General features: G+C 41.2%; 14 protein-coding genes. 8 read left to right on the forward strand and 6 right to left on the reverse strand.

What is annotated here, in order from left to right:
• Positions 1-171: 171 nt before the first annotated feature.
• The 6 genes from ACFE93_RS15660 to ACFE93_RS15685 all read left to right on the forward strand — a co-directional run bounded on the left by ACFE93_RS15660 (position 172) and on the right by ACFE93_RS15685 (position 7,438).
• Positions 172-984 carry an SDR family oxidoreductase gene (locus tag ACFE93_RS15660; RefSeq protein WP_375474162.1) on the forward strand — a complete coding sequence of 271 codons (813 nt, stop codon included), beginning with the start codon at positions 172-174 and terminating at the stop codon, positions 982-984.
• 6 nt (positions 985-990) lie between these two features.
• Positions 991-3,111, forward strand: coding sequence for a glycogen debranching N-terminal domain-containing protein (locus ACFE93_RS15665; protein ID WP_375474163.1), 2,121 nt, complete (start codon positions 991-993; stop codon positions 3,109-3,111).
• A gap of 15 nt (positions 3,112-3,126) precedes the next feature.
• A complete protein-coding gene (locus ACFE93_RS15670) occupies positions 3,127-4,065 on the forward strand; it encodes a cation diffusion facilitator family transporter (protein ID WP_375474164.1) in 939 nt (312 codons plus the stop codon).
• A gap of 73 nt (positions 4,066-4,138) precedes the next feature.
• Entirely contained in the window at positions 4,139-6,535 is a 2,397-nt protein-coding gene (locus tag ACFE93_RS15675) for a glycoside hydrolase family 15 protein (protein ID WP_375474165.1), read from the forward strand.
• Between the two features lie 100 nt (positions 6,536-6,635).
• Positions 6,636-7,094: a cupin domain-containing protein gene (locus ACFE93_RS15680; RefSeq protein WP_375474166.1), complete on the forward strand. Its 459-nt coding sequence runs from the start codon at positions 6,636-6,638 to the stop codon at positions 7,092-7,094.
• A gap of 191 nt (positions 7,095-7,285) precedes the next feature.
• Entirely contained in the window at positions 7,286-7,438 is a 153-nt protein-coding gene (locus tag ACFE93_RS15685; protein ID WP_094351065.1) for a lmo0937 family membrane protein, read from the forward strand.
• 244 nt (positions 7,439-7,682) lie between these two features.
• Here the strand turns inward: ACFE93_RS15685 and ACFE93_RS15690 are convergent, their stop codons facing one another.
• The 5 genes from ACFE93_RS15690 to ACFE93_RS15710 all read right to left on the reverse strand — a co-directional run bounded on the left by ACFE93_RS15690 (position 7,683) and on the right by ACFE93_RS15710 (position 12,663).
• Positions 7,683-7,808 carry a hypothetical protein gene (locus ACFE93_RS15690; protein WP_375474167.1) on the reverse strand — a complete coding sequence of 42 codons (126 nt, stop codon included), beginning with the start codon at positions 7,806-7,808 and terminating at the stop codon, positions 7,683-7,685.
• Between the two features lie 142 nt (positions 7,809-7,950).
• A complete protein-coding gene (locus tag ACFE93_RS15695; RefSeq protein WP_375474168.1) occupies positions 7,951-9,159 on the reverse strand; it encodes a 4-hydroxy-3-methylbut-2-enyl diphosphate reductase in 1,209 nt (402 codons plus the stop codon).
• A gap of 95 nt (positions 9,160-9,254) precedes the next feature.
• Complete coding sequence (locus tag ACFE93_RS15700; RefSeq protein WP_375474169.1) at positions 9,255-10,112, reverse strand: SGNH/GDSL hydrolase family protein; 858 nt, start codon at positions 10,110-10,112, stop codon at positions 9,255-9,257.
• Between the two features lie 139 nt (positions 10,113-10,251).
• A complete protein-coding gene (locus ACFE93_RS15705; protein WP_375474183.1) occupies positions 10,252-11,646 on the reverse strand; it encodes an ammonium transporter in 1,395 nt (464 codons plus the stop codon).
• Between the two features lie 693 nt (positions 11,647-12,339).
• Positions 12,340-12,663 (reverse strand): YnfA family protein, encoded by a 324-nt coding sequence (locus ACFE93_RS15710; protein WP_375474170.1) that lies wholly within the window; start codon positions 12,661-12,663, stop codon positions 12,340-12,342.
• A 65-nt stretch (positions 12,664-12,728) separates the two neighbouring features.
• Between ACFE93_RS15710 and ACFE93_RS15715 the strand changes: the two genes are divergently transcribed.
• Complete coding sequence (locus tag ACFE93_RS15715; protein ID WP_375474171.1) at positions 12,729-17,405, forward strand: GAF domain-containing protein; 4,677 nt, start codon at positions 12,729-12,731, stop codon at positions 17,403-17,405.
• A 44-nt stretch (positions 17,406-17,449) separates the two neighbouring features.
• Here the strand turns inward: ACFE93_RS15715 and ACFE93_RS15720 are convergent, their stop codons facing one another.
• Positions 17,450-18,952 carry an acyl--CoA ligase gene (locus ACFE93_RS15720; RefSeq protein ID WP_375474172.1) on the reverse strand — a complete coding sequence of 501 codons (1,503 nt, stop codon included), beginning with the start codon at positions 18,950-18,952 and terminating at the stop codon, positions 17,450-17,452.
• A 495-nt stretch (positions 18,953-19,447) separates the two neighbouring features.
• Here ACFE93_RS15720 and ACFE93_RS15725 point away from each other — a divergent pair, with 495 nt between their 5' ends.
• The gene (locus ACFE93_RS15725; RefSeq protein ID WP_375474173.1) at positions 19,448-20,527 is read left to right on the forward strand and encodes a glycosyltransferase family 4 protein; all 1,080 of its coding nucleotides are present in this window, start codon (positions 19,448-19,450) and stop codon (positions 20,525-20,527) included.
• The last annotated feature ends 190 nt before the right edge of the window (positions 20,528-20,717 follow it).

The raw sequence follows: 20,717 nt of genomic DNA on the forward strand, positions 1-20,717 counted from the left end.
AAAATCATAAAAAGGTTTTGCTTTCTTAATCACATAATTAACTAAATCTTAAAATTTAAATAGACAAAGTAATACTACAGTACTACGCTCAGAAAGCAAAAATATCATGAAAGCCTTCCAAATATTCAGAAACTCACAAGCAATACAAGCTTTAAAAATATCAAAAGCATTATGAGCTATTCCCCTTACCTGCTCAAAGGTCAAAAAGCACTTGTTACGGGTGCTAGTTCTGGCATTGGTGAAGCGATCGCTCGCTATTTAGCTTTTTCAGGTGCAGCAGTAGCCGTCAACTATCATTCGGAAGCTGATTCAGCTCAAAAACTTGTTGATGAGATCAAAGCGGCTAATGGTGAAGCATTTGCTATTCAAGCTGATGTCAGCAAAGAAGACCAAGTAAAGGCAATGTTCAGCCAGACGATCAAGCAATTCGGCACTATTGATATTTTGATAAACAATTCGGGTCTTCAAAAAGATTCACCGTTTGTAGATATGACTCTTGACCAATGGAATGGAGTTATTGGGGTGAACCTGACAGGACAATTTTTGTGTGCACGGGAAGCTGCAAAGGAATTTTTGCGCCGAGGTGTACAATCTGAGATTTCATCTGCCGCAGGTAAGATTATTTGTATGAGTTCAGTGCATCAGGTAATTCCTTGGGCGGGTCATGTTAATTATGCCACGAGTAAAGGCGGTATAAATATGATGATGCAAAGTATTGCTCAAGAACTTGCACCCCATAAAATTCGCGTCAATAGTATTGCTCCTGGTGCAATCAAAACTCCAATTAATAAATCAGCTTGGGATACTCCAGAGGCAGAAGCGAATTTACTAAAACTGATTCCAGCGAAACGTGTCGGAGAGGTGGAAGACATCGCCAAAGCAGCAGTTTGGTTAGCTTCTGATGAATCTGATTATGTTTATGGTACAACACTGTTTGTAGACGGTGGTATGACCTTGTATCCAGGTTTTACAGAGAATGGTTAATTGACAATGCCGACAAAAGTTACTGTCAATCCTGGTTTGATAACTATCAACGATGGTTCTTCTTTTCTAGTAACAGCTAGTGATGGTTCTATCGACGAAAACTTAGCTCAAGGTTTTTTTGTTTGGGACACACGCCTAATTTCTTACTACGAAATTTCTCTCAATCGCCACCCACTTTCGCTGCTAGCTTCTAGCAATATCACCCATCATAATGCGCTTTACCAATTCACCAACCCGCAACTTCCTATTATCAACGGTACTTTACCTCCTGGTAGTTTGCTTGTAACGGTTCGGCGCGACATTGTGGAAGGTATGCATGAAGATATTGATATAACTAACTATCACAGTGAGACTGTTAAATTTCAATTAATGCTAGCTGTGCGCTCTGATTTCGCGGACATTTTTGATGTCAAATCACAGCAAATCTTGACACGGGGTGAGACAGAAACCAGATGGGCAAATGGTGTACTCACTACTGAATATCGAAACGGCTCTTTTTTAAGAGGTATTGTGATTGAGCCAGTTTGTACTAGTTCTGAGCCACGCTATGCCAATGGTCGTTTAATGTTTGATGTTACCATTGCTTCTGGCAAAACATGGCACACTTGTATCAATTTTACAGCCCTAGCCAATGGAAATGTCTTCAAACCTCAAGACACCTGCGCTGTACCTCATAATACACAAGCCGGAAAAGTTAGGGATGAGTTTCTGATTAATGCGACAAAGTTGCGATCGTCTAATGCTGAAATTACCGAATACTATCAGCAAGCGATCGTAGATATGGGAGCGTTGCGGATTGAAGTATATGACAATGGGCATCAATTTTGGATGCCTGCTGCTGGGATTCCCTGGTTTGTTGCCGTTTTTGGACGCGACTCAATAATTGCTAGCTTGCAAGCGATCGCAGTTTATCATGAATTTGCCCGTGGCACCTTACTGAAACTGGCTCAACTCCAGGCAACTGAGTTGGATGATTGGCACGATGCCCAACCGGGCAAAATGCTGCATGAACTGCGGCGTGATGAGTTAACTACACTAAACCTCCTTCCATATCATCCCTACTACGGAACAGTAGATACTACCATCCTTTGGATTGTTACTTTAGCTGAAGCCTATAACTGGAACGCCGATGTCAGTATGCTTGATGAGTGTCGAGCGCCACTGGAAAAGGCACTAAATTGGATTGACAAATACGGCGACTTTGACGGGGATGGCTTTGTTGAGTATTTAACTCATTCGTCAAAAGGATTACGCAATCAAGGTTGGAAAGATTCGGGGGACGCAATAGTTTACCCAAATGGTCAGTTAGTCGAGCCGCCAATCGCTTTGTGTGAAGTACAAGGTTACGTTTATGACGCTTGGCAAAGAGCAGCTTTAATTTATGAAGTGTGGGGCGAAAAAGAGCAAGCGAAAAAGCTGCGTCAGAAAGCAGAAGAACTTTATCAACGATTTAACGATCGCTTTTGGATGGATTCAGCTGGCTTTTACTGTTTAGGATTAGACGATAAAAAGCAACAAATTCAATCAATTACCTCAAATCCTGGTCATCTGCTCTGGTCTGGTATAGTACCACAGGAACGAGCAAAAAAACTTGTTAATCGGCTTTTTCAACCAGATATGTGGTGTGGTTGGGGTGTGCGGACTCTTTCATCTGAAAATCCGGCATATAACCCGATTAGTTATCAACGGGGTAGTGTTTGGCCTCATGATAACTCGATCGTTGCGGCTGGATTAAAAAAGTATGGCTATCACCAAGAAGCTAACCGCATTGCTGAGGGGATTTTTGCTGCTGCTAGTTATTTTCAAGCTGGGCGAATACCAGAATTGTTTGCGGGAATTGAACGCCAAGATAATAACTTTCCAGTTCCCTACCCAGATGCTAATATACCCCAAGCTTGGGCTGCTGGTTCAATTTTCTTACTCATTCGTACCATTTTAGGACTTAAAGCCGATGCCTCAAAACAACAGTTAAAAGTACAGCCGAATCTACCAGATTCCTTACCCGATTTAGAACTGACAAACTTGTCTGTAGGAGACGCTACGGTAGGATTGCGCTTTTGGCGTGATGGCGAACAAACCAAATGGGAAGTTACCCATCTGGATGGTGAATTAGAAGTTTCTGCATAATTATTATTTACTCTTATGGCATCTAATTCATCTCATAAAACTATATTTGCAGCGATGGGCGCTAACTTAGCGATCGCTATTACTAAATTTATCGCCGCCTCCATTACTGGCAGTTCCGCCATGATATCTGAAGGGATTCATTCGGTGGTAGATACTGGCGATCAACTGGTACTTTTGCTGGGAATTCGCAGAAGCCAAAAGCCAGCAGATGATAGCCATCCCTTTGGTTATGGTCAAGAACTTTATTTCTGGACTTTCATCGTTGCTATCCTGATCTTTGCCCTTGGCGGCGGTATGTCAATTTATGAAGGAATCACTCATTTAATTAAACCTAGCCCTTTAGAAAACCCAATGTGGAATTATATTGTGTTAGGTATGGCAATATTATTGGAGGGTTATTCTTGGACTGTAGCTTTAAAAGAGTTTTTGCCGACTAAGGGTAGACAAAATTTCTGGCAAGCAATCAAAAACAGTAAAGACCCCACAGTAATTACAATATTATTTGAGGATTCTGCTGCAATTTTAGGTTTATTCGTTGCCTTAATAGGAATCTTTTTAGGACATTTATTTAATAATGTTTATCTTGATGGCATTGCCTCGATTATTATTGGCATTATCTTGGCGATAGTAGCAGTGGTACTAGCGAGAGAAAGTAAAGGATTATTACTTGGTGAAAGTGCTAATCCTCAAACTATAATCAATATCCGCTCTTTGTCAAAAACCGAACCAGGAGTGCAAGAAGTTATACGTGTATTAACAATGCAGCTTGCTCCCCAGGAAGTATTACTCAACTTAGAAATCCAATTTTCTAAAAATCTAACAGGTGAGGAAATAGCATTAACAGTAGAAAGTTTAGAAGTAAAAATTAGCCAAAAGCATCCTGAAATCAAACAAATTTTTATTGAAGCAAAATCCTTAACTGCCGCTCGCAAATTTCCGCCAAATTATCAATAAATTTTTAATCAAATAAATATCCAATATAGAATTTTCAAAAAATCTTCAAAGATTATCGGTACAACAAAACAGTATGGTAAAGATTATTGGTCAAGCAGAAGCTTTTGGCTCGCCAGGTATTGAACCTCGATGGACTCAAGCGAATAAAGATGGAGTCGGAACAGCTTACTCTACCTCTAGTCGCGTTTGGTTTACTATCTGGAATGGTGTTGTTACTGAAGTCTACCATCCCACAGTAGACAGACCCCAAATTCGGGATTTGCAGTATCTAATTTCTGATGGAAAAAGCTTTTTCCACGAAGAGAAACGCCATCTCGAATCCAAAATGGAACCGATGTGGACTCATGGTTTAGGATACCGGATCACTAATTCCGACCCCCAAGGACGTTATGCCGTAATCAAAGAAGTAATTGCCGATCCGCATTTATCCTGTATCTTACAGCACACAAAATTAACAGGAGAGGACGATTTTATCTCCCAACTTCATTTATATGCTTTGTGTGCGCCGCATCTGGAAGTTGGAGGTATGGGTAATAATGGTTACGCTGTAGAGGTTGCTGGGCATCATATTCTAATAGCCGAGAAACAAGGAACATGGCTGGCGCTGGGTGCAACAGTTCCCTTTACCCGCCTTTCCTGTGGTTACGTCGGTAAAAGTGATGGCTGGACAGATTTAGCTGATAATTTCCAGATGGATTGGGAGTTTGATAGTGCTGTAGATGGCAACCTTGCTCTGACTGGAAAACTAAATCTAGATTGCACTAAAGAGTTTACTTTAGGACTGGCGTTTGGCACAAATCAGCACAATGCGATTTCTACACTATTTCAGTCGCTCAATATTCCTTTTGAACAGCAGAAGCAGCAATACAGCGAACAGTGGAAGCGATCGCGCCGCAATATCCGACCGCTAGAAGATGTTTCATACAATGATGGGAAGTTGTATCACAACAGCATTAGTTTGTTGTTAGCACATGAAGACAAAGTTTATCCAGGTGCGTTGATTGCATCCCTTGCGATCCCTTGGGGTGAAGCCAAAAACGACCAAGACGAAGGAGGATATCACCTTGTCTGGACGCGGGATATGGTAAGCAGTGCATCAGGTTTAGTGGCTGCTGGGGAAACAGAAACAGCAGTGCGATCGCTAATTTATCTCGCCACTAGTCAGCAGGAAGATGGCGGTTTTGCCCAAAATTTCTGGGTTGATGGTAAACCTTACTGGAAAGGTATCCAACTAGATGAGGTGGCATTTCCGATTCTTCTAGCATGGCTATTGCACCAACAGAAGACTTGTTTAAAATTTGATATTTATCCGATGGTTCTGCGGGCGGCGGGTTATTTAATTCGTCACGGCCCGGCTACCCAACAAGAACGCTGGGAAGAAAACAGTGGTTATTCACCATCAACACTAGCATCCAATATTGCCGCCTTAATTTGTGCTGCTCAATTTGTTCGTGAACAAGGAGATGAAGCAACAGCAAAGTTTATAGAAGAATACGCAGATTTTTTAGAATCTCACATTGAAGCTTGGACAGTTACTACTGAAGGAACTTTGGTTCCTGGGATCAAACGGCACTATATCCGAATAACTCCCTCAGATATTAATAATCCTCACCCCAACGAAAATCCTAACCAAGGAACTCTTTTGATCAGCAGTCAGCCAGCTGGTGAACCAGCAGAATTTCCAGCCAAGGAAATTGTCGATGGCGGATTTCTCCAATTAGTACGCTATGGAATTCGTAAACCAAATGACCCGATTATTGTTGATTCTGTCAAAGTAATTGATGCAGTATTGAAAGTAGATACACTTGTTGGACCTTGTTGGCATCGTTACAACCATGACGGCTACGGTCAGCAAAAAGACGGAAATCCTTATGTCAGTTCGGGTAAGGGACGCGCTTGGCCTCTCTTGGCAGGAGAACGAGGACATTATGAACTAGCTGCTGGCGGCGATGTCAAAACATATATCAAGGCGATGGAAGGATTTGCTTCAGACACTTGTTTGCTACCAGAACAGGTTTGGGATGAGGCAGATATACCTGATATCTATATGTATTTAGGAAAACCAACAGGTTCAGCCATGCCTTTAATGTGGGCACACGCAGAGTATATCAAGCTGCTACGGTCAAATCATGACGGACAGGTGTTTGATTTTATTCCAGAGGTGGCAAATCGCTATCTAGGCGAAAGAAAGCTGTGTAAATCATTGGAAATTTGGAAGTTTAACCGTCAAGTAGACAAAGTTAAAAAAGGTCACACATTGCGAATTCACGCTTTAGCATCTTTTCAATTGCATTGGTCAGATGATAATTGGCAAACCGTAAAAGATACGCCTTCTACTTCCACAAAATTAGGAGTAAATTTTGTAGATATTTCTGTTTCTGATAACCAGCAACAGCCAATCAGCTTTACCTTTTTCTGGATTGAAAGCAGTAAATGGGAAGAACACAATTATACAGTTGCAGTTGATTAATAGTAATTATTGCAAGTTTTCAGAGTTTGTAGTAAGCACTTTAGTGCTTAGAAAATAAGGATTAAAGTCCTTACTCACACAAGAAAAAAGAGCCATTTTTATGCAGAACAACTCATCAAATAAACCAACAATTGACTACTGGCACGTCTGGACCGATCGCAACGGTATCAGTCACCAATCCCGTTGTAAAATTGAGGACTTCATTGAAAAAGGCATAGCCCCAGATACTTCACCGCAGTGGCTTTCTAAGTTGAAACAGTCCGGTGCCACAATCACCTTTACTGTGCTACCTGTAGGATGGGTTGGCAACTGGCATGAGAACCCCAAGCCCCAGTGGATCATCCCACTGTCGGGACGCTGGTTTGTGGAGACTATGGACGGACAGCGAGTCGAGATGGGCCCTGGCGAAATTTCATTTGGAGAAGATCAGAATACCAAAGCAGACGCGCAAGGTCATAAAGGTCACTTATCTGGAACAGTAGGCGATGTACCTGCTGTTCTGATAATGGTGCAACTTGAGGAGACTCCAACTATAGAGCAATCCTGCCGCTTGAGATAATGATGGGGGTAGCTAACTGACAGCCCAGAGCCGCTAGCTTTATCTAATTAAATAGTAACGAAAGATTAAGCATACCAAGTTAGTTTAAGTGATGGCGCAAAGTAATCTTTCTTAGGGCAAATAGAATAAAAGTGAAGATCGGGAGTAAAATATTTGAACAAATTAAAACTGATTTGATTCAGAACAAATATATGTTTAGTATACTTTGGGGTATTGTTGTTATACTGGTTGCCTTTTGGGCATTAGGACTGACACTTCATATTGCCGGAAATCTAATTCACGCAGTGTTGCTTATAGCCATTGGCCTTGCTATCTATAATTTTTTCAAAGCGCGTGATGTGTGAATAAATATAGCGTTTCCTAATCATAGTAAGGTACATCATAGTCCCGATAATCCCTTCCTTGCTTTTGGCAGGAGGTGAAAGGTAGGATTCTTGTACCTCACTCATTATCTTTCACTCTTTAGCTCGACTTTATCGGCAATTATAGCAAGGGACTGGTGACTGGGTAAAAAGTAGCTTTGTGTCTAAGTTTTATCATCTGTTAATGTCCTAACCACTAAGGCTTTTACTATATAAACAAATAATCTCAGTAATCATTTTTATACTTTTTGACAATCTCAGTAATGCGTCCTTTATTTATACCTGCTGCTAGCCTTTGACACCTGACGGCGATTTCATCAGCAGAAGCTAGCAAGTTTTTCAAATTATTCAAACACTGAAGATTAGTTACTGATAACTGATATTGGTGTGGTATTTCGCCAATAATGAAATCGATAATTTGTGTAAGGCAGACAAGATGCCCACCCTACAAGAAGTAATTGGATATTTTTATTTGCAAGTCCCTCTGAGAACTGTTAAACCAGCGCTGCTGTTGCTTTTAATGTAAAAATCTTCTCAATTACATCTTCTACCACCTTATCTGGCGTGGAAGCACCAGAAGTAATTCCCACAACAATTTTTCCATCAGGCAACCAGTTTTCTGTAGTTATTAACTGCCCATTTAATTGCCGATGTTCAATAAAATATCCTGATTGAATCCGTTCAACAGTATCAATATGATAAGAAGGAATTCCCCGCTCAAAAGCAATTTGTTGCAACTGAGTAGTATTCGATGAATTAAAGCCACCAATTACTACCATCAAATCTAAATTATGTTCCACTAACTCCAACATGGCATCTTGCCGTTCTTGGGTGGCATCACAAATAGTATTAAAGCTTTGGAAATGCTGATTTAACTCGGTGGGGCCATACTTCTGTAACATAGTCCGCTCAAAAAGCTTGCCGATTTGCTCAGTTTCGCCTTTAAGCATCGTGGTTTGGTTAGCAATGCCAACTCTTGCTAAATCTTGATCGGGGTCAAATCCTGCTGAACAAGCTTTAGCAAATTTTGTCAGAAATTCTTCACGGTTCCCACCGTTAATAATATAGTTAGCAACATATTCTGCTTCTTGCAAATTCAACACAATTAAATACTTGCCAGCAAAAGAACTAGTAGCAACTGTTTCTTCGTGCTTATATTTACCGTGAATTATTGATGTATAATCAATTTTTTTGTGCTTTTCTACTGTATTCCAAACTTTAGATACCCAAGGACAAGTAGTATCAACAATTTTGCAGCCTTTATCGTGAAGTATCTGCATTTCTTGAACGCTAGCCCCAAAAGCAGGTAATATCACTACATCACCAATTCCAACAACAGAAAAGTCTTTATTCTTTCCTTCAATAGGGATGAATTCTACTTCCATCTCTTGCATCCGCTGATTTACAGAAGGGTTGTGGATAATCTCGTTAGTAATCCAGATATGTTCTGTGGGGAAGTGCTGACGAGTTTCGTAGGCCATAGCCACAGCCCGTTCTACACCCCAGCAAAAGCCAAAGGCTTGTGCTAGTCGGATTGTCACATCACCCCGTTGTAGGGTGTAATTGCGATCGCGAATTTCCTGAATTAAGTTACTCTGATACTCAGATTGCAACTGGGTAGCAACTTCTGCTTGATGACCAAAGCCCTTGCGATTGTAATTTTCTGAATGTTGGAGGCTGCGTTTAAAAGCTTTTGTATCCATGAGATTTTTCTATTTAAACCACTATTGCTTATTTTCTCGCGCCTAGACGCGATTGATACAGAGTTGTCTTCAAAGATATTACTTCTTTTTGGGCTTTAGCCTTTTTCTCCCGCAGGACGTTGACGCTGGGGTTTTAATTCAATCTCGCTATAAATCTGCAATGCAGAACGCCAAACCATATAGCCTTCAGGACTTAAGTGTAAGCCATCAGTAGTAAATTCGCGGCGGAGATTTCCTTGCTTGTTGGTAAAAAGGGGGTGTAAATCGAGATATTTGACACCTTTTTTGGTAGATATGCTTTGCAGCTGCTGATTCAACTGGCGAATGCGACTATTGGCAATAGCCAACAGTTTATCTCGTCCTTTCCAACTTGCTTCTTCTGCCCCATGTGGCAAAATCGATTGGACAACAATTTGCGCTGTGGGATGCGTCTTTTGTAGATAATTGATAATTTGCCGCTGATTATCTAAAATTTCTCCATTGCTCATCCCCCGAATTAGGTCATTAATGCCAATCATCACAAAAATCACCTCTGGCTGGGTGCGATCAAATATTTTTAATCTTTTCAAGAGTCCATTGCTGGTTTCGCCAGAAATTCCTTGATTGAGCCAACTTTTACCTTCGGGTAATAACTCAGGGGGAAACCACAAACTTAAAGAATCTCCTGCCAGGATGTTTAAATGCGGAGGATGTTGGTCAGCGGCCACCTTGGCTTCTTGCTTGAGGATATCTACCCACTCTTGATAAGTAAGTTGGTGACGGCGACCTAAATCAGGTGTAGCAATTTGCGGTGAGTTGCTTAGGTTAATTGACTCTGGGGGTGTCGTTATCCCAAAAAAAGCGGCCAATCTCTGCTGTTGCCAAATTAGCAGGATGACCGCCAACATTAGGATGCCGTTGGTTAACAGCGAAAAAAATGCCCAGATAGGAAAGGTTTTTACAGAAGTAGACACGACTAGCGAAATTTACCAATTATTTGAATCAAATTTTAACGCTAGCGATCGCAAATTACACAATCTTAATTTGGGCATTGGGCATTGGGCATTGGAAAAGCAAAAAGAAAGCTCTTTCCTCCAAACTCAGCACTCATTACTAAGTAGGACGATCGCCAAACTCGGAATTGTAACCTTCTTCGCCGTGTTCGTTGATATCTAAACCTTGCAACTCTGCTTCCTCTTTGACTCGCAGCCCGACTGTAACATCGATAACTTTGAGAATAATCCACGTACCAACACCTGCGATTACATAAGCAACGGCAATTGCTACTAGTTCAACTCCCAATTCACCCAAATTACCACGCAGCACTCCGTCTTTACCTCCTCCGTTGACTTGAGTCGTGGCAAAGATGGCCGTTAAAATTGCCCCCACTGTACCACCAACACCATGCACAGGATAGGTATCCAAGGCATCGTCAATTTGCAGCTTGTGCTTGAAACTTACAGCATAGAAGCAAACAAAGGCGGTGATGAAACCAATTAAAATCGCTGATAGCGGTGTGACAAATCCGGCAGCGGGGGTGATACCCACCAAACCAGCAACGGCTCCTGTTGCTGCTCCTACGGCGGTTGGTTTATTCCGTAAAACGCTTTCTAAAATTAGCCACATTAAAGCTGCTGCCGCTGCCGCTGTATTGGTAGCAACAAAGGCTGTTGTTGCTAAATTTGTTATTACATTACCAGAAGTTCCACTGGCAGCAGATAAGGCACTTCCAGCGTTGAAACCGAACCAGCCAAACCACAGCAAGGCAGCACCCAGTAAAATAAACGGAACGTTGTGCGGCGGGCTAAGACGATCGGGATGGGTTTTCCGAGGCCCAAGGACGATCGCTGCTACTAGTGCTGAAACCCCAGAACTAATATGAACTACTGTGCCACCTGCAAAGTCGAGGGCACCCAATCCACCATACAAACCCAAGAATCCACCTTTTGCCCAGACCATGTGTGCTAGGGGGGCGTAAACAAAGGTTGACCACAGGAGGACAAACAGCGAATAGGCACGGAAACTCATCCGTTCAACGATCGCTCCAGAAATTAAGGCTGGGGTGATAATGGCAAACATGGCTTGGTAGATCATGAATGCCTGATGGGGTATTGTTCCGGCATAAGAGACGACTTCTGGCGGGTTTGACCCTTTGAGATAATCGGTTATCTCTAACCCGACATTATTCAACCCAAGCCATTGCAATCCACCGATGAACGGTAAACCTGGCGCAAAGGCAAGACTATAGCCCCACAAAATCCAGGTAACTCCCACGATCGCCATTAACACAAAGCTCATCATCAATGTGTTTAGGACGTTGCGCGATCGCACAAATCCACCATAGAAAAACGCCAATCCTGGAGTCATTAACAGCACAAGTGCTGCTGAAATCAGCATAAATGCTGTGTCTCCAGTATCAGCAGTAGGCGGGGCAGCAGTTGGGGTTTGGGCAAAAGCATTGCCCATCAACGGCCCTCCTAAAAATAGTAGGGTGATAGTTCCAATCATCACAACTTTCTTCAACACTTTTTTTTCTTCCTAAGCACCAATGATTTGTATTCTTAACTACATTTGATTACTTTTATGGACACATTTTTGTCTTGAAAGTTACTTAACCCGAATTTTCTTGAGATGTTAACAAAAATATAAACCGGATTGTAGTTGCCAAGATTTAAATTAGCGTATAAACACGCAATCATTACATTGCATCTTTATTTTTTGAAGAATAGAATATTTTATTCAAGCCCGACAAAATTCCAAATTTTTATTTACCTACTGTTACAAAGCAAAATATTGGTAATAATTTATAATTTTTGTCAAGTATCACCAGTATTTTCCGAGAATTTACACAAAATATACAGCAGATTTAAACTTCTCTACGAACGCGAACAGCGTGTTAAGGACAGAGGCTAGACCAATGTGAGAGAGAGAAATAAATACCCACCCGTGCGATCGCAAAGCATTTCCTAGAGAAGGGAGAAGCAAGTGGCGTGAGGATTGGGGATGAGTATACCTCATGGAGTTACAAAATACTGCATTATGAGTTTTCTTTATATCTCCCGCATAAACACGTAGATATCTAGATGCTTGCTTTTGACAGGTTAGTTGCAAAAAAACTTTTACTATTTTGCGTGAGATTATTATCTGTTTCAAAGGGAACAATATAAAAGTTATTGGTCAAAAATAATATAGAAATTTTACTTAACTTCTGGGAGCAAACATGATAATTAAAACACTCACCAAGGCTAAACATACTCCGATTAAGTCGTAGCGATCTGGAGTTACGCCATCTACCTTCCAACCCCAAAGCATTGCCATTGCGATAAATACGCCGCCGTAAGCCGCATATACTCTGCCAAAATTTGCCGATTGGAAAGTTGCAAGAATCCCATAGAAAGCTAAAGCAATTCCCCCCAATATGCCCCACCAGAACGGCTTACCTTCGCGTAACCACAACCAGATTAAGTAGCCACCCCCAATTTCAAATAAACCAGCCCACAAAAAATACAGCAGAGACTTAATCATTTGACTGATTATTTCACAACAGAGAACTCAGTAAAATTACGCTAACGCTTTTAAGCAAACTAAGGATGAAAGCACCATTACCTGATAACGAAGCACAGAGAATCGAGACACTTTTGCAGTATAAGATTCTCGATACGCCATCGGAAGCCGCCTTTGACGATCTGACTCATTTAGCCTCGTATATTTGTCAGACTCCTATTGCGTTAATTAGTCTGATTGATACAAATCGCCAATGGTTTAAGTCAAGAGTCGGTTTGGATGCCCTAGAAACACACCGAGATTTTGCATTCTGTGCCCATGCCATCCTCCAGCCTGATATTTTGGTCGTGCCTGATGCAAGAGATGACGAACGGTTCGCTACAAATCCACTGGTGACATCTGATCCAAATATTCGGTTTTATGCTGGTGTACCTCTAACTAACCTTGAAGGATACGCCCTCGGAACTCTATGTGTAATTGACTACGTACCACGAGAACTTAATCCAGAACAAATAGAGGCATTACGAACTTTAGGTCGTCAAGTCATTAAGCAACTGGAATTGCGTCGAAATTTAGCAAGTTTGGTACTTGTTACCAAGAAAGGCCAACAGGCACAGAGGGTACGTAAGCAATTTTTCAAAAAGATTGCAGCAAGTTTTGGTTTGTCGTCGGTAATTTTAGTTCTGATTGGGGTGGTTTCTTATCAAAATACAACACTATTTACTAATAATCGCAGTATAGTAAAAAACACTTATAAAAAACTTAATAGCCTAGAAGAAATACTGTCCCAGATAAAGGATGCTGAGACTGGACAAAGTAGCTACATCTTTACTGGAGAAAAACTTTATCTAAAATCGTATCAAACAGCACTTGGTAACGTCGATCGAGAAATTATCAAGCTGAAGAGTTTAACAGCAGATCGACCGAATCAACAAAAACAGATTGCAAGGCTTGAATTTCTGATAACGGCTAAACTTACTGAACTAAAAGAGACTATCAACTTGCGCCAGAACAAGGGATTAGAAGCGGCGTTGCAAGTACTACTGAGAAACGATCGACAAAATCTCATGGATGATATCCGCAAGGCGATCGATGAAATGGAAAACGAGTCCAGGGGACAACTCCAACAGCAGTCACAAGCAGCAAAGAATCGCGATCGCAACACAATTGTGACACTTGCGATCGCTATTTGCCTAAGTTTTATCGTTCTTGCTATAGTCTACTACTTGATTTATCGTGAGGTTATTGAGCGCAAGAGGACAGAAGAAACTTTAAATCAAGAACGCAACTTTATCTCAGCAGTCCTTGATACAGTTGGCGCGTTGGTAATAGTTCTCAATACTCAAGGGCAAATCGTTCGTTTCAATCAAGCTTGTGAGCAAATAACTGGTTACTCCTTTGATGAGGTGAGGGGTAGGTATAGCTGGAACTTGTTCCTCATTCCTGAAGAGGTAGAGCCAGTCAAAGCAGTTTTTGACCAGTTACGATCTGGTCAACTTTCCAATAATTATGAAAATTATTGGGTAATGAAGAATGGTAGTCGGCGGCTGATTTCCTGGTCGAATACCATTTTAAAAGACTATGAAGGCCGTGTTGAGTACATCGTTGGCACTGGCATTGACATTACCGATGGCAAACGAACACAGCAGCATCTGACTGCACAATATGCTGCAACCCGCGTCCTAGCAGAGTCAGCCACAATTAGCGAAGCTACCCGCCAAATCTTGCAAGGGATCTGTGAGAGTTTGAGATGGGATTTGGGTGAAATTTGGATGGTCGATCAACAGGCAAATGTGTTGCGTTTTCTCGATATCTGGCATAAACCATCCCTTGAGATGCAAGAATTTGAAACACTGAAGCGCCAAACCACCTTTGTACGAGGAATTGGACTACCTGGCCGGGTTTGGGCTAATTGTGAACCTGTTTGGATTACTGATATCGCTAAAGATATTAATTTCCCTAACTTCAAAATAGCTGCTCAAGTAGGACTACACGCAGCTTTTGGTTTTCCAATCCGCAGTGGTAACAAAATCCTCGGTGTCATTACCTGCTTCAACCGGGAAATCCAGCCGCTTGACAAAGATTTAGTAAAAGCGATGAATTCTATTGGCGAGCAAGTGGGGCAATTTATCCAGCGTAAACAGGCTGAAGAAGAAATACAACGCCAAAATTTGCGATCGCAACTATTTACCGAAATCACCCTGAAGATTCGCCAGTCCTTGCATATCGAAGAAATTCTCCAAATCACTGTCGAAGAAGTACAACAGATTCTCCAGACTGACCGAGTTTTGATCTATCAGCTTTTGCCAGATCAGTCTGCAAACACTGTTATTGAAGCAGTAGTTTCTGGCTTACCAGCAATCAAAGAGCAAAACAACACTGCCCCCTACTTTGAAGCAGAATATCTCCAACAGTACTATCTACAGCAGTACCGTCAAGGAAAGATTTTCGGACTGGATAACTTGGATCTCCTGGAAGTTGAACAAAGCCATCTGGAATTAATGCAACAGTTTGGGGTCAAAGTCAATTTAGTTGTGCCCATTCTTGTCAAAGAAGAACTTCGCGGTTTGCTCATAGTTCATCAGTGTGACGATTCCCACCACTGGTCTAGCTTTGAAACTCATCTTTTGCGACAAATAGCCGACCAAGTAGGTATTGCTTTAACCCAAGCTCAACTATTAGCAGCAGAAACTCGTCAGCGACAAGAACTTGAAATTGCCCGTCGCCAAGCCGAATTAGCTTCTCAGACGAAAAGTGCCTTTTTGGCAAATATCAGTCATGAGATTCGCACGCCGATGAACGCTGTATTAGGGATGACCAGTTTGGTGTTAGATACTCCCTTAGACCCAGAACAGCGAGATTTTATTGAAACAATTCGGAGTAGTGGAGACGCTCTTTTAAGTTTAATCAACGAGATTTTGGATCTTTCCAAACTTGAAGCTGGAGAGATGGCTCTCGAAACTCTCGATTTTGACCTATCCACTTGTGTAGAAGAAGTGGTGGAATTATTGGCTCCCTCAGCCCATAACAAGGGATTAGAAATTGCCGCACTGATCGATCGCAACGTCCCCACCCAACTCAAAGGAGATACTGGTAGGCTGCGGCAAATTTTGATGAACTTAATCAGCAACGCGATCAAATTTACCAGCGCTGGCGAAGTATTAGTACAAGCCGAATTGCGATCGCTTTCTCCGACTACAGCCACCATCCATTTTGCCATTACAGATACAGGTCTTGGCATTAGCCTTGAAGACCAACGTAAACTCTTTACACCATTTACCCAAGTCGATGCTTCGACCACTCGCAAGTATGGTGGTACCGGTTTGGGATTAGCCATCTGTAAACAACTTGTAACTTTGATGGGAGGAGTGATTGGGGTAGAAAGTAAAATGGACAAAGGATCTAAGTTTTGGTTTGAGGTGCTTTTTACCAAACAAGTTGAGCCTGTTGAGCCAAAATCCGAACGCGGACTTTTGCAAAATTGCCGCTTATTGGTAGTGGATAACAACGCAACTAATTATAAAATTATCTCCCATCAAGCTACTCATTGGGGAATAGAGGTAGATCGAACTGACAGTATTGCTGCGGCCGTTAAAGTTATTCAGCAAGCTAGCGAGCAAGGGAAATCTTATCATGTTGCCTTGGTTGATATGCAAATACCCCAAACAAATAACATCACAATAAAAGAACAAATTCAAGCCAATTCTGCAATTGCTGAGATACCTTTGATTCTGCTCGCCTCTACTAATCAACGGGATGAAGTACAACAGGCGCTCAAAATCGGATTTGTTGCTTATTTATTCAAACCCATTAAGCCATCACGACTCCTTGATACCATCAAAAATATTTTAGAAACTCAGCCGGAATCAGAACAAGGGTTTAGAGGCAGGAGGCTAGAGGCTACAGAAGAAATTCCGAGTATAGAAACTTCAGGTATTCTGACTTCTTCCTCTAACTCCTTTACTAAATCCAAGTTAAGAATTCTCTTAGCCGAAGATAATTTGGTGAATCAAAAAGTAGCCCTAAAGCAACTCGAGAGTTTGGGCTATAAAGCCGATGTCGTTGCCAATGGAAAGGAAGTTTTGCAGCTATTAGAAAAAATTCCTTACGATTTGATTTTAATGGATTGCCAAATGCCAATTCTCGACGGTTTGGAAACCACAAAAGAAATTCATCGTTGGCAAGAAGATGCTTTTGCATTAGGTCATCGTCCTGTGGTGATTGCAATGACAGCTAATGTGATGAAAGAAGACGAACAAACGTGTCTAAATGCCGGAATGGACGACTATTTAAGTAAGCCAGTATTTAAAGAAAAGTTGGCTGAGACTTTGGAGCATTGGATAGGTGCGATTGTTTCCCAACAAGAAGGAGTTGTCTATGAACAGACAGTTTCCACTGACTTAGCAATTGATTGGGAACACTTGCATCAGATATCAGGAAATGATCAAGAATTTGAATTAAATCTATTGCAAATATGCGTTGAAGATATTAAACCCCGTTTAGAAATAATTAAAGCAGCGATCGCAGCTGATGACTTTGGGCAAATAGCGCGAGAAACTCATCACCTTAAAGGTGCTAGTGCCAACATTGGAGCCACAGCTATGTACTTAGTAGCTGACAAACTAGAACAACTAGCTAACGATCGAGACCTTAAAGGCACTACTAATTTAATTTTAGAATTAGAAGAATTTGTCAACTGCATTCAATACTTTTTAATTAAAAACAAAGTCGTGAAGGAGGTAGGAGGTTGCAATACAGTGTAGATAACTTTTGATGTACACTAAACTTCCGTTATCTCCCCTACTTCCTACTCTCCTATATTCAGCAATTTCGCCATCGTCAATCGTTGCAGTTTGCCGGTAGCACCACAAGGTAGTCGATCTAAAATGTGAATTTGCTTGGGAACTTTGAAGTCTGCCAGCATAGTTGCACAGTGAGCTAAAAGTTCTTTTTCGCCAGCTTCTGCTTTCAGAACCACAGCCGCGTGGATATCTTCTCCTAAAGATTTGTGGAAGACGGCAAAGGCTAAGGCTTCGGCGACGGCGGGATGGCGCAGCAACACATCATCCACTTCTAAAGGAGAAATTTTTTCCCCACCCCGGTTAATCAATTCTTTAATCCGTCCAGTCAAACGGAGGTAGCCGTCTGCATCCACAGTACCTTGATCCCCCGTGCGGAACCAACCGTTCACAAAAGCAGTGGCGTTAGCTTCTGGGTTGTTTTCGTAGCCATCTATAACATTGGGTGCTTTTACCACCACCTCGCCTAAGCTACCCTTAGATAACAGGTTGCCTTCAGAGTCCATAATGCCTACTTCTACACCGAAGCCATAACCTACAGTACCTGGTTTTCTGACTTTTGGCGGTAGGGGATTGGTGGTCATTAAGTGAGATGCTTCAGTCATGCTGTAAGATTCCACCACAGGAGCATTAAGAGTTGCCTCTAACTGTTCAATGATAATCGGCGGCAAAGAAGCGCTACTAGAGCGAATGAAACGAAAGCGATTAGCTTTGACAATTTCTGTATTGCGGCTAGCGCGTGCCAAAATTGTTTGGTGCATGGTTGGCGCTGCGGAGTACCAGGTGGGTTTGTAGGTATCTACCAGTTTCCAAAACTCCAAGGCATTAAAACCATTGGGACAAACTAATGTACCGCCCGAAGCCAGAGTTGCCAGCAAACAGCCCACCAATCCGTGAACATGGAATAGCGGCATTAGGCATAGTGTAGTATCAGCTGCTGTAAGTGAGTAAGCACTAATCAGGTTGCTGGCTGAAGCGATTAAATTACGATGACGAATAGGCACGCGCTTGGGACGACTGGTAGTACCGCTAGTGTGGAGAATCATCGCTATATCATCAGCGTTGGGGGCTACGGGATTCGCTAGTTCTGCTGGTTGTGAGCCTGTTTTGACTAATTCAAAGCTTAATGTGCCGTCAGTATTTACCTTAGCATTAATCAGCATCATACCGGGTGTGACACTAGTAATGGCTGCTTCCGATCCCTCAGACAACGTAATCAGTGCTTTTGCTTGGGTATCTTGGTAGTAAAAGGCAAATTCTTCTTGTTTGTATTTCGGATTTAAGGGTGCAGCAGTACCACAGATGGCAGCAGCCAAAAAGGTAATCGCCATTGGTGAACCGTTAGTCATGCCAATGGCAATACGTTCTCCCCGTTTCAATCCAAAGCTGTTGAGTTGAGATACCAGTCCAATAACATTCTCGCGCAATTGCTTATAGGTTAGCGATCGCCCATCAGGTGTAACTAGGGCTGGATGATTGTCTGCCCCTACTAAAAGCTCAAATAAATTCATTGGTTTTTCCGAACTGTAAATATTATGATTTAGCTTAAACAAAAAATTATGCCGTTCTAGCTGGAAAAAGCAGGGAAATCATAAAGAAGTTACCAAGACCTGTAACTTCTGCTATATTTAAGTAGATGGTTAAAAAGCTGCAAAAAGTCTACTATAAACCTCCCACACTCGTGAGGGACTTTGAAACTGCCATACCTTCAAATAAAAAGAGGGTTAAATATATAATATTTTCTTATTAAAAACAATACTTTTTAAACATCCTTTTATAGCACTTCCTATGGCAGAATTTTTTTTTGCAGTAATCCTGTAAAATTAATAAAGCGTATATCGAATAAATTTGTGGAACTGCGATCGGGCATTTTAAGAATTAGTGGCATTAACTCTCAAAATGCCCTTAAAGTAAGCCTTTAAATATAAAATATCAGAAATCCGTTCTTATATATAGTTTATAGAAATAGCCATGTACTCAATTTCCAAAACAGATTAATAGCAATTATGAGTCCCATAAAAATTACTATGTTGGGCGAAAGCTTGGAGCGCCAAGGTGGAATAGTTTCTGTGGAAAAGCTCATTCTTGAAGAAACTACCTCTGATATTAAAATTAAACATATTGCTACTTTACCGAATGGTTCTGCTATCCATAAAGTGTTAGTGTTTTTGCAGGCAATAGGTGAGTTGTTTTGGAACTTATTAAATCAAAAGACTGACCTAATTCACATTCATGTTTCTGATAGAGGTAGCGCTTTTCGTCATTCAATCACTACTCTTATTGGTTGGCTATTTCAAAAACCAGTAATTATTCATACTCATAGTGCTGATTTTCATTTGTTTTACTCTAAACTACCTCAATGGCTTAAACAGTGGTTAAATTGGTCGTTTTGTAAATGTACCCGTTTCATTGTTTTATCAGATAGCTGGAAAAAATTCTACATTGAGAATCTTGGCTTGAAGTCAGAGCAAGTTATTGTTCTCCCTAACCCAGTAAAAATTCCCGCCCAAATTCCACAGCGAATAGATTCTAAACAGATATTTTTCTTATTTTTAGGGCGTATTGGTGAGCGCAAAGGTGCTTTTGATTTAATTAAAGCATTTGCTTCTATGCCTGTTGCTCAACAAAGCCAAGCCAAGTTAGTTATAGCGGGAGATGGAGATGTAGAACAAGCTCGTAGTTTGATCCCAACTCTAAATCTTATTGACTACATCACTATTCTTGATTGGGTAGATAAAGAAAAACGCGACGAGCTTTTAACTAAAGCTGATGTCTTTGTATTACCTTCCTATAACGAAGGTCTGCCTATGGCATTACTAGAAGCAATGAGTTGGGGTTTGGCAGTTATCACTACCGCAGTAGGAGGAATACCCGAATTAGTTACTCAAAATCAGAATGGTTTGTTAGTTAATCCGGGAAATATTCAACAATTGTCAGAAGCAATGCAATCCTTAATTGCAGACGAAAATCTGAGAATATCTTTGGGAAGTAATGCACGAGTCAGAGTTAAAAACTTGGACATAAACAGTTATCTTACATGTTTAAGATGCATGTATACAGCAGTTATAAATCAAGAATTATCTTGACGAAAATAGTTTGAAGTGACTTACACTATGTATTAAATAGCGAACTTACAAACGACGTAATTCATTCTGTATAAGGATAATAGGCGTTGAAAAGGTATAGATTTAATATTAGGAAAAGTCAAGGAGCGATAAAGATATTATTCTTTTGTTGTTCGCATTATTATAAACTTGGTATACTGGGTAATAAATA

This window comes from uncultured Nostoc sp., assembly GCF_964247315.1.
Taxonomy (GTDB): domain Bacteria; phylum Cyanobacteriota; class Cyanobacteriia; order Cyanobacteriales; family Nostocaceae; genus Nostoc.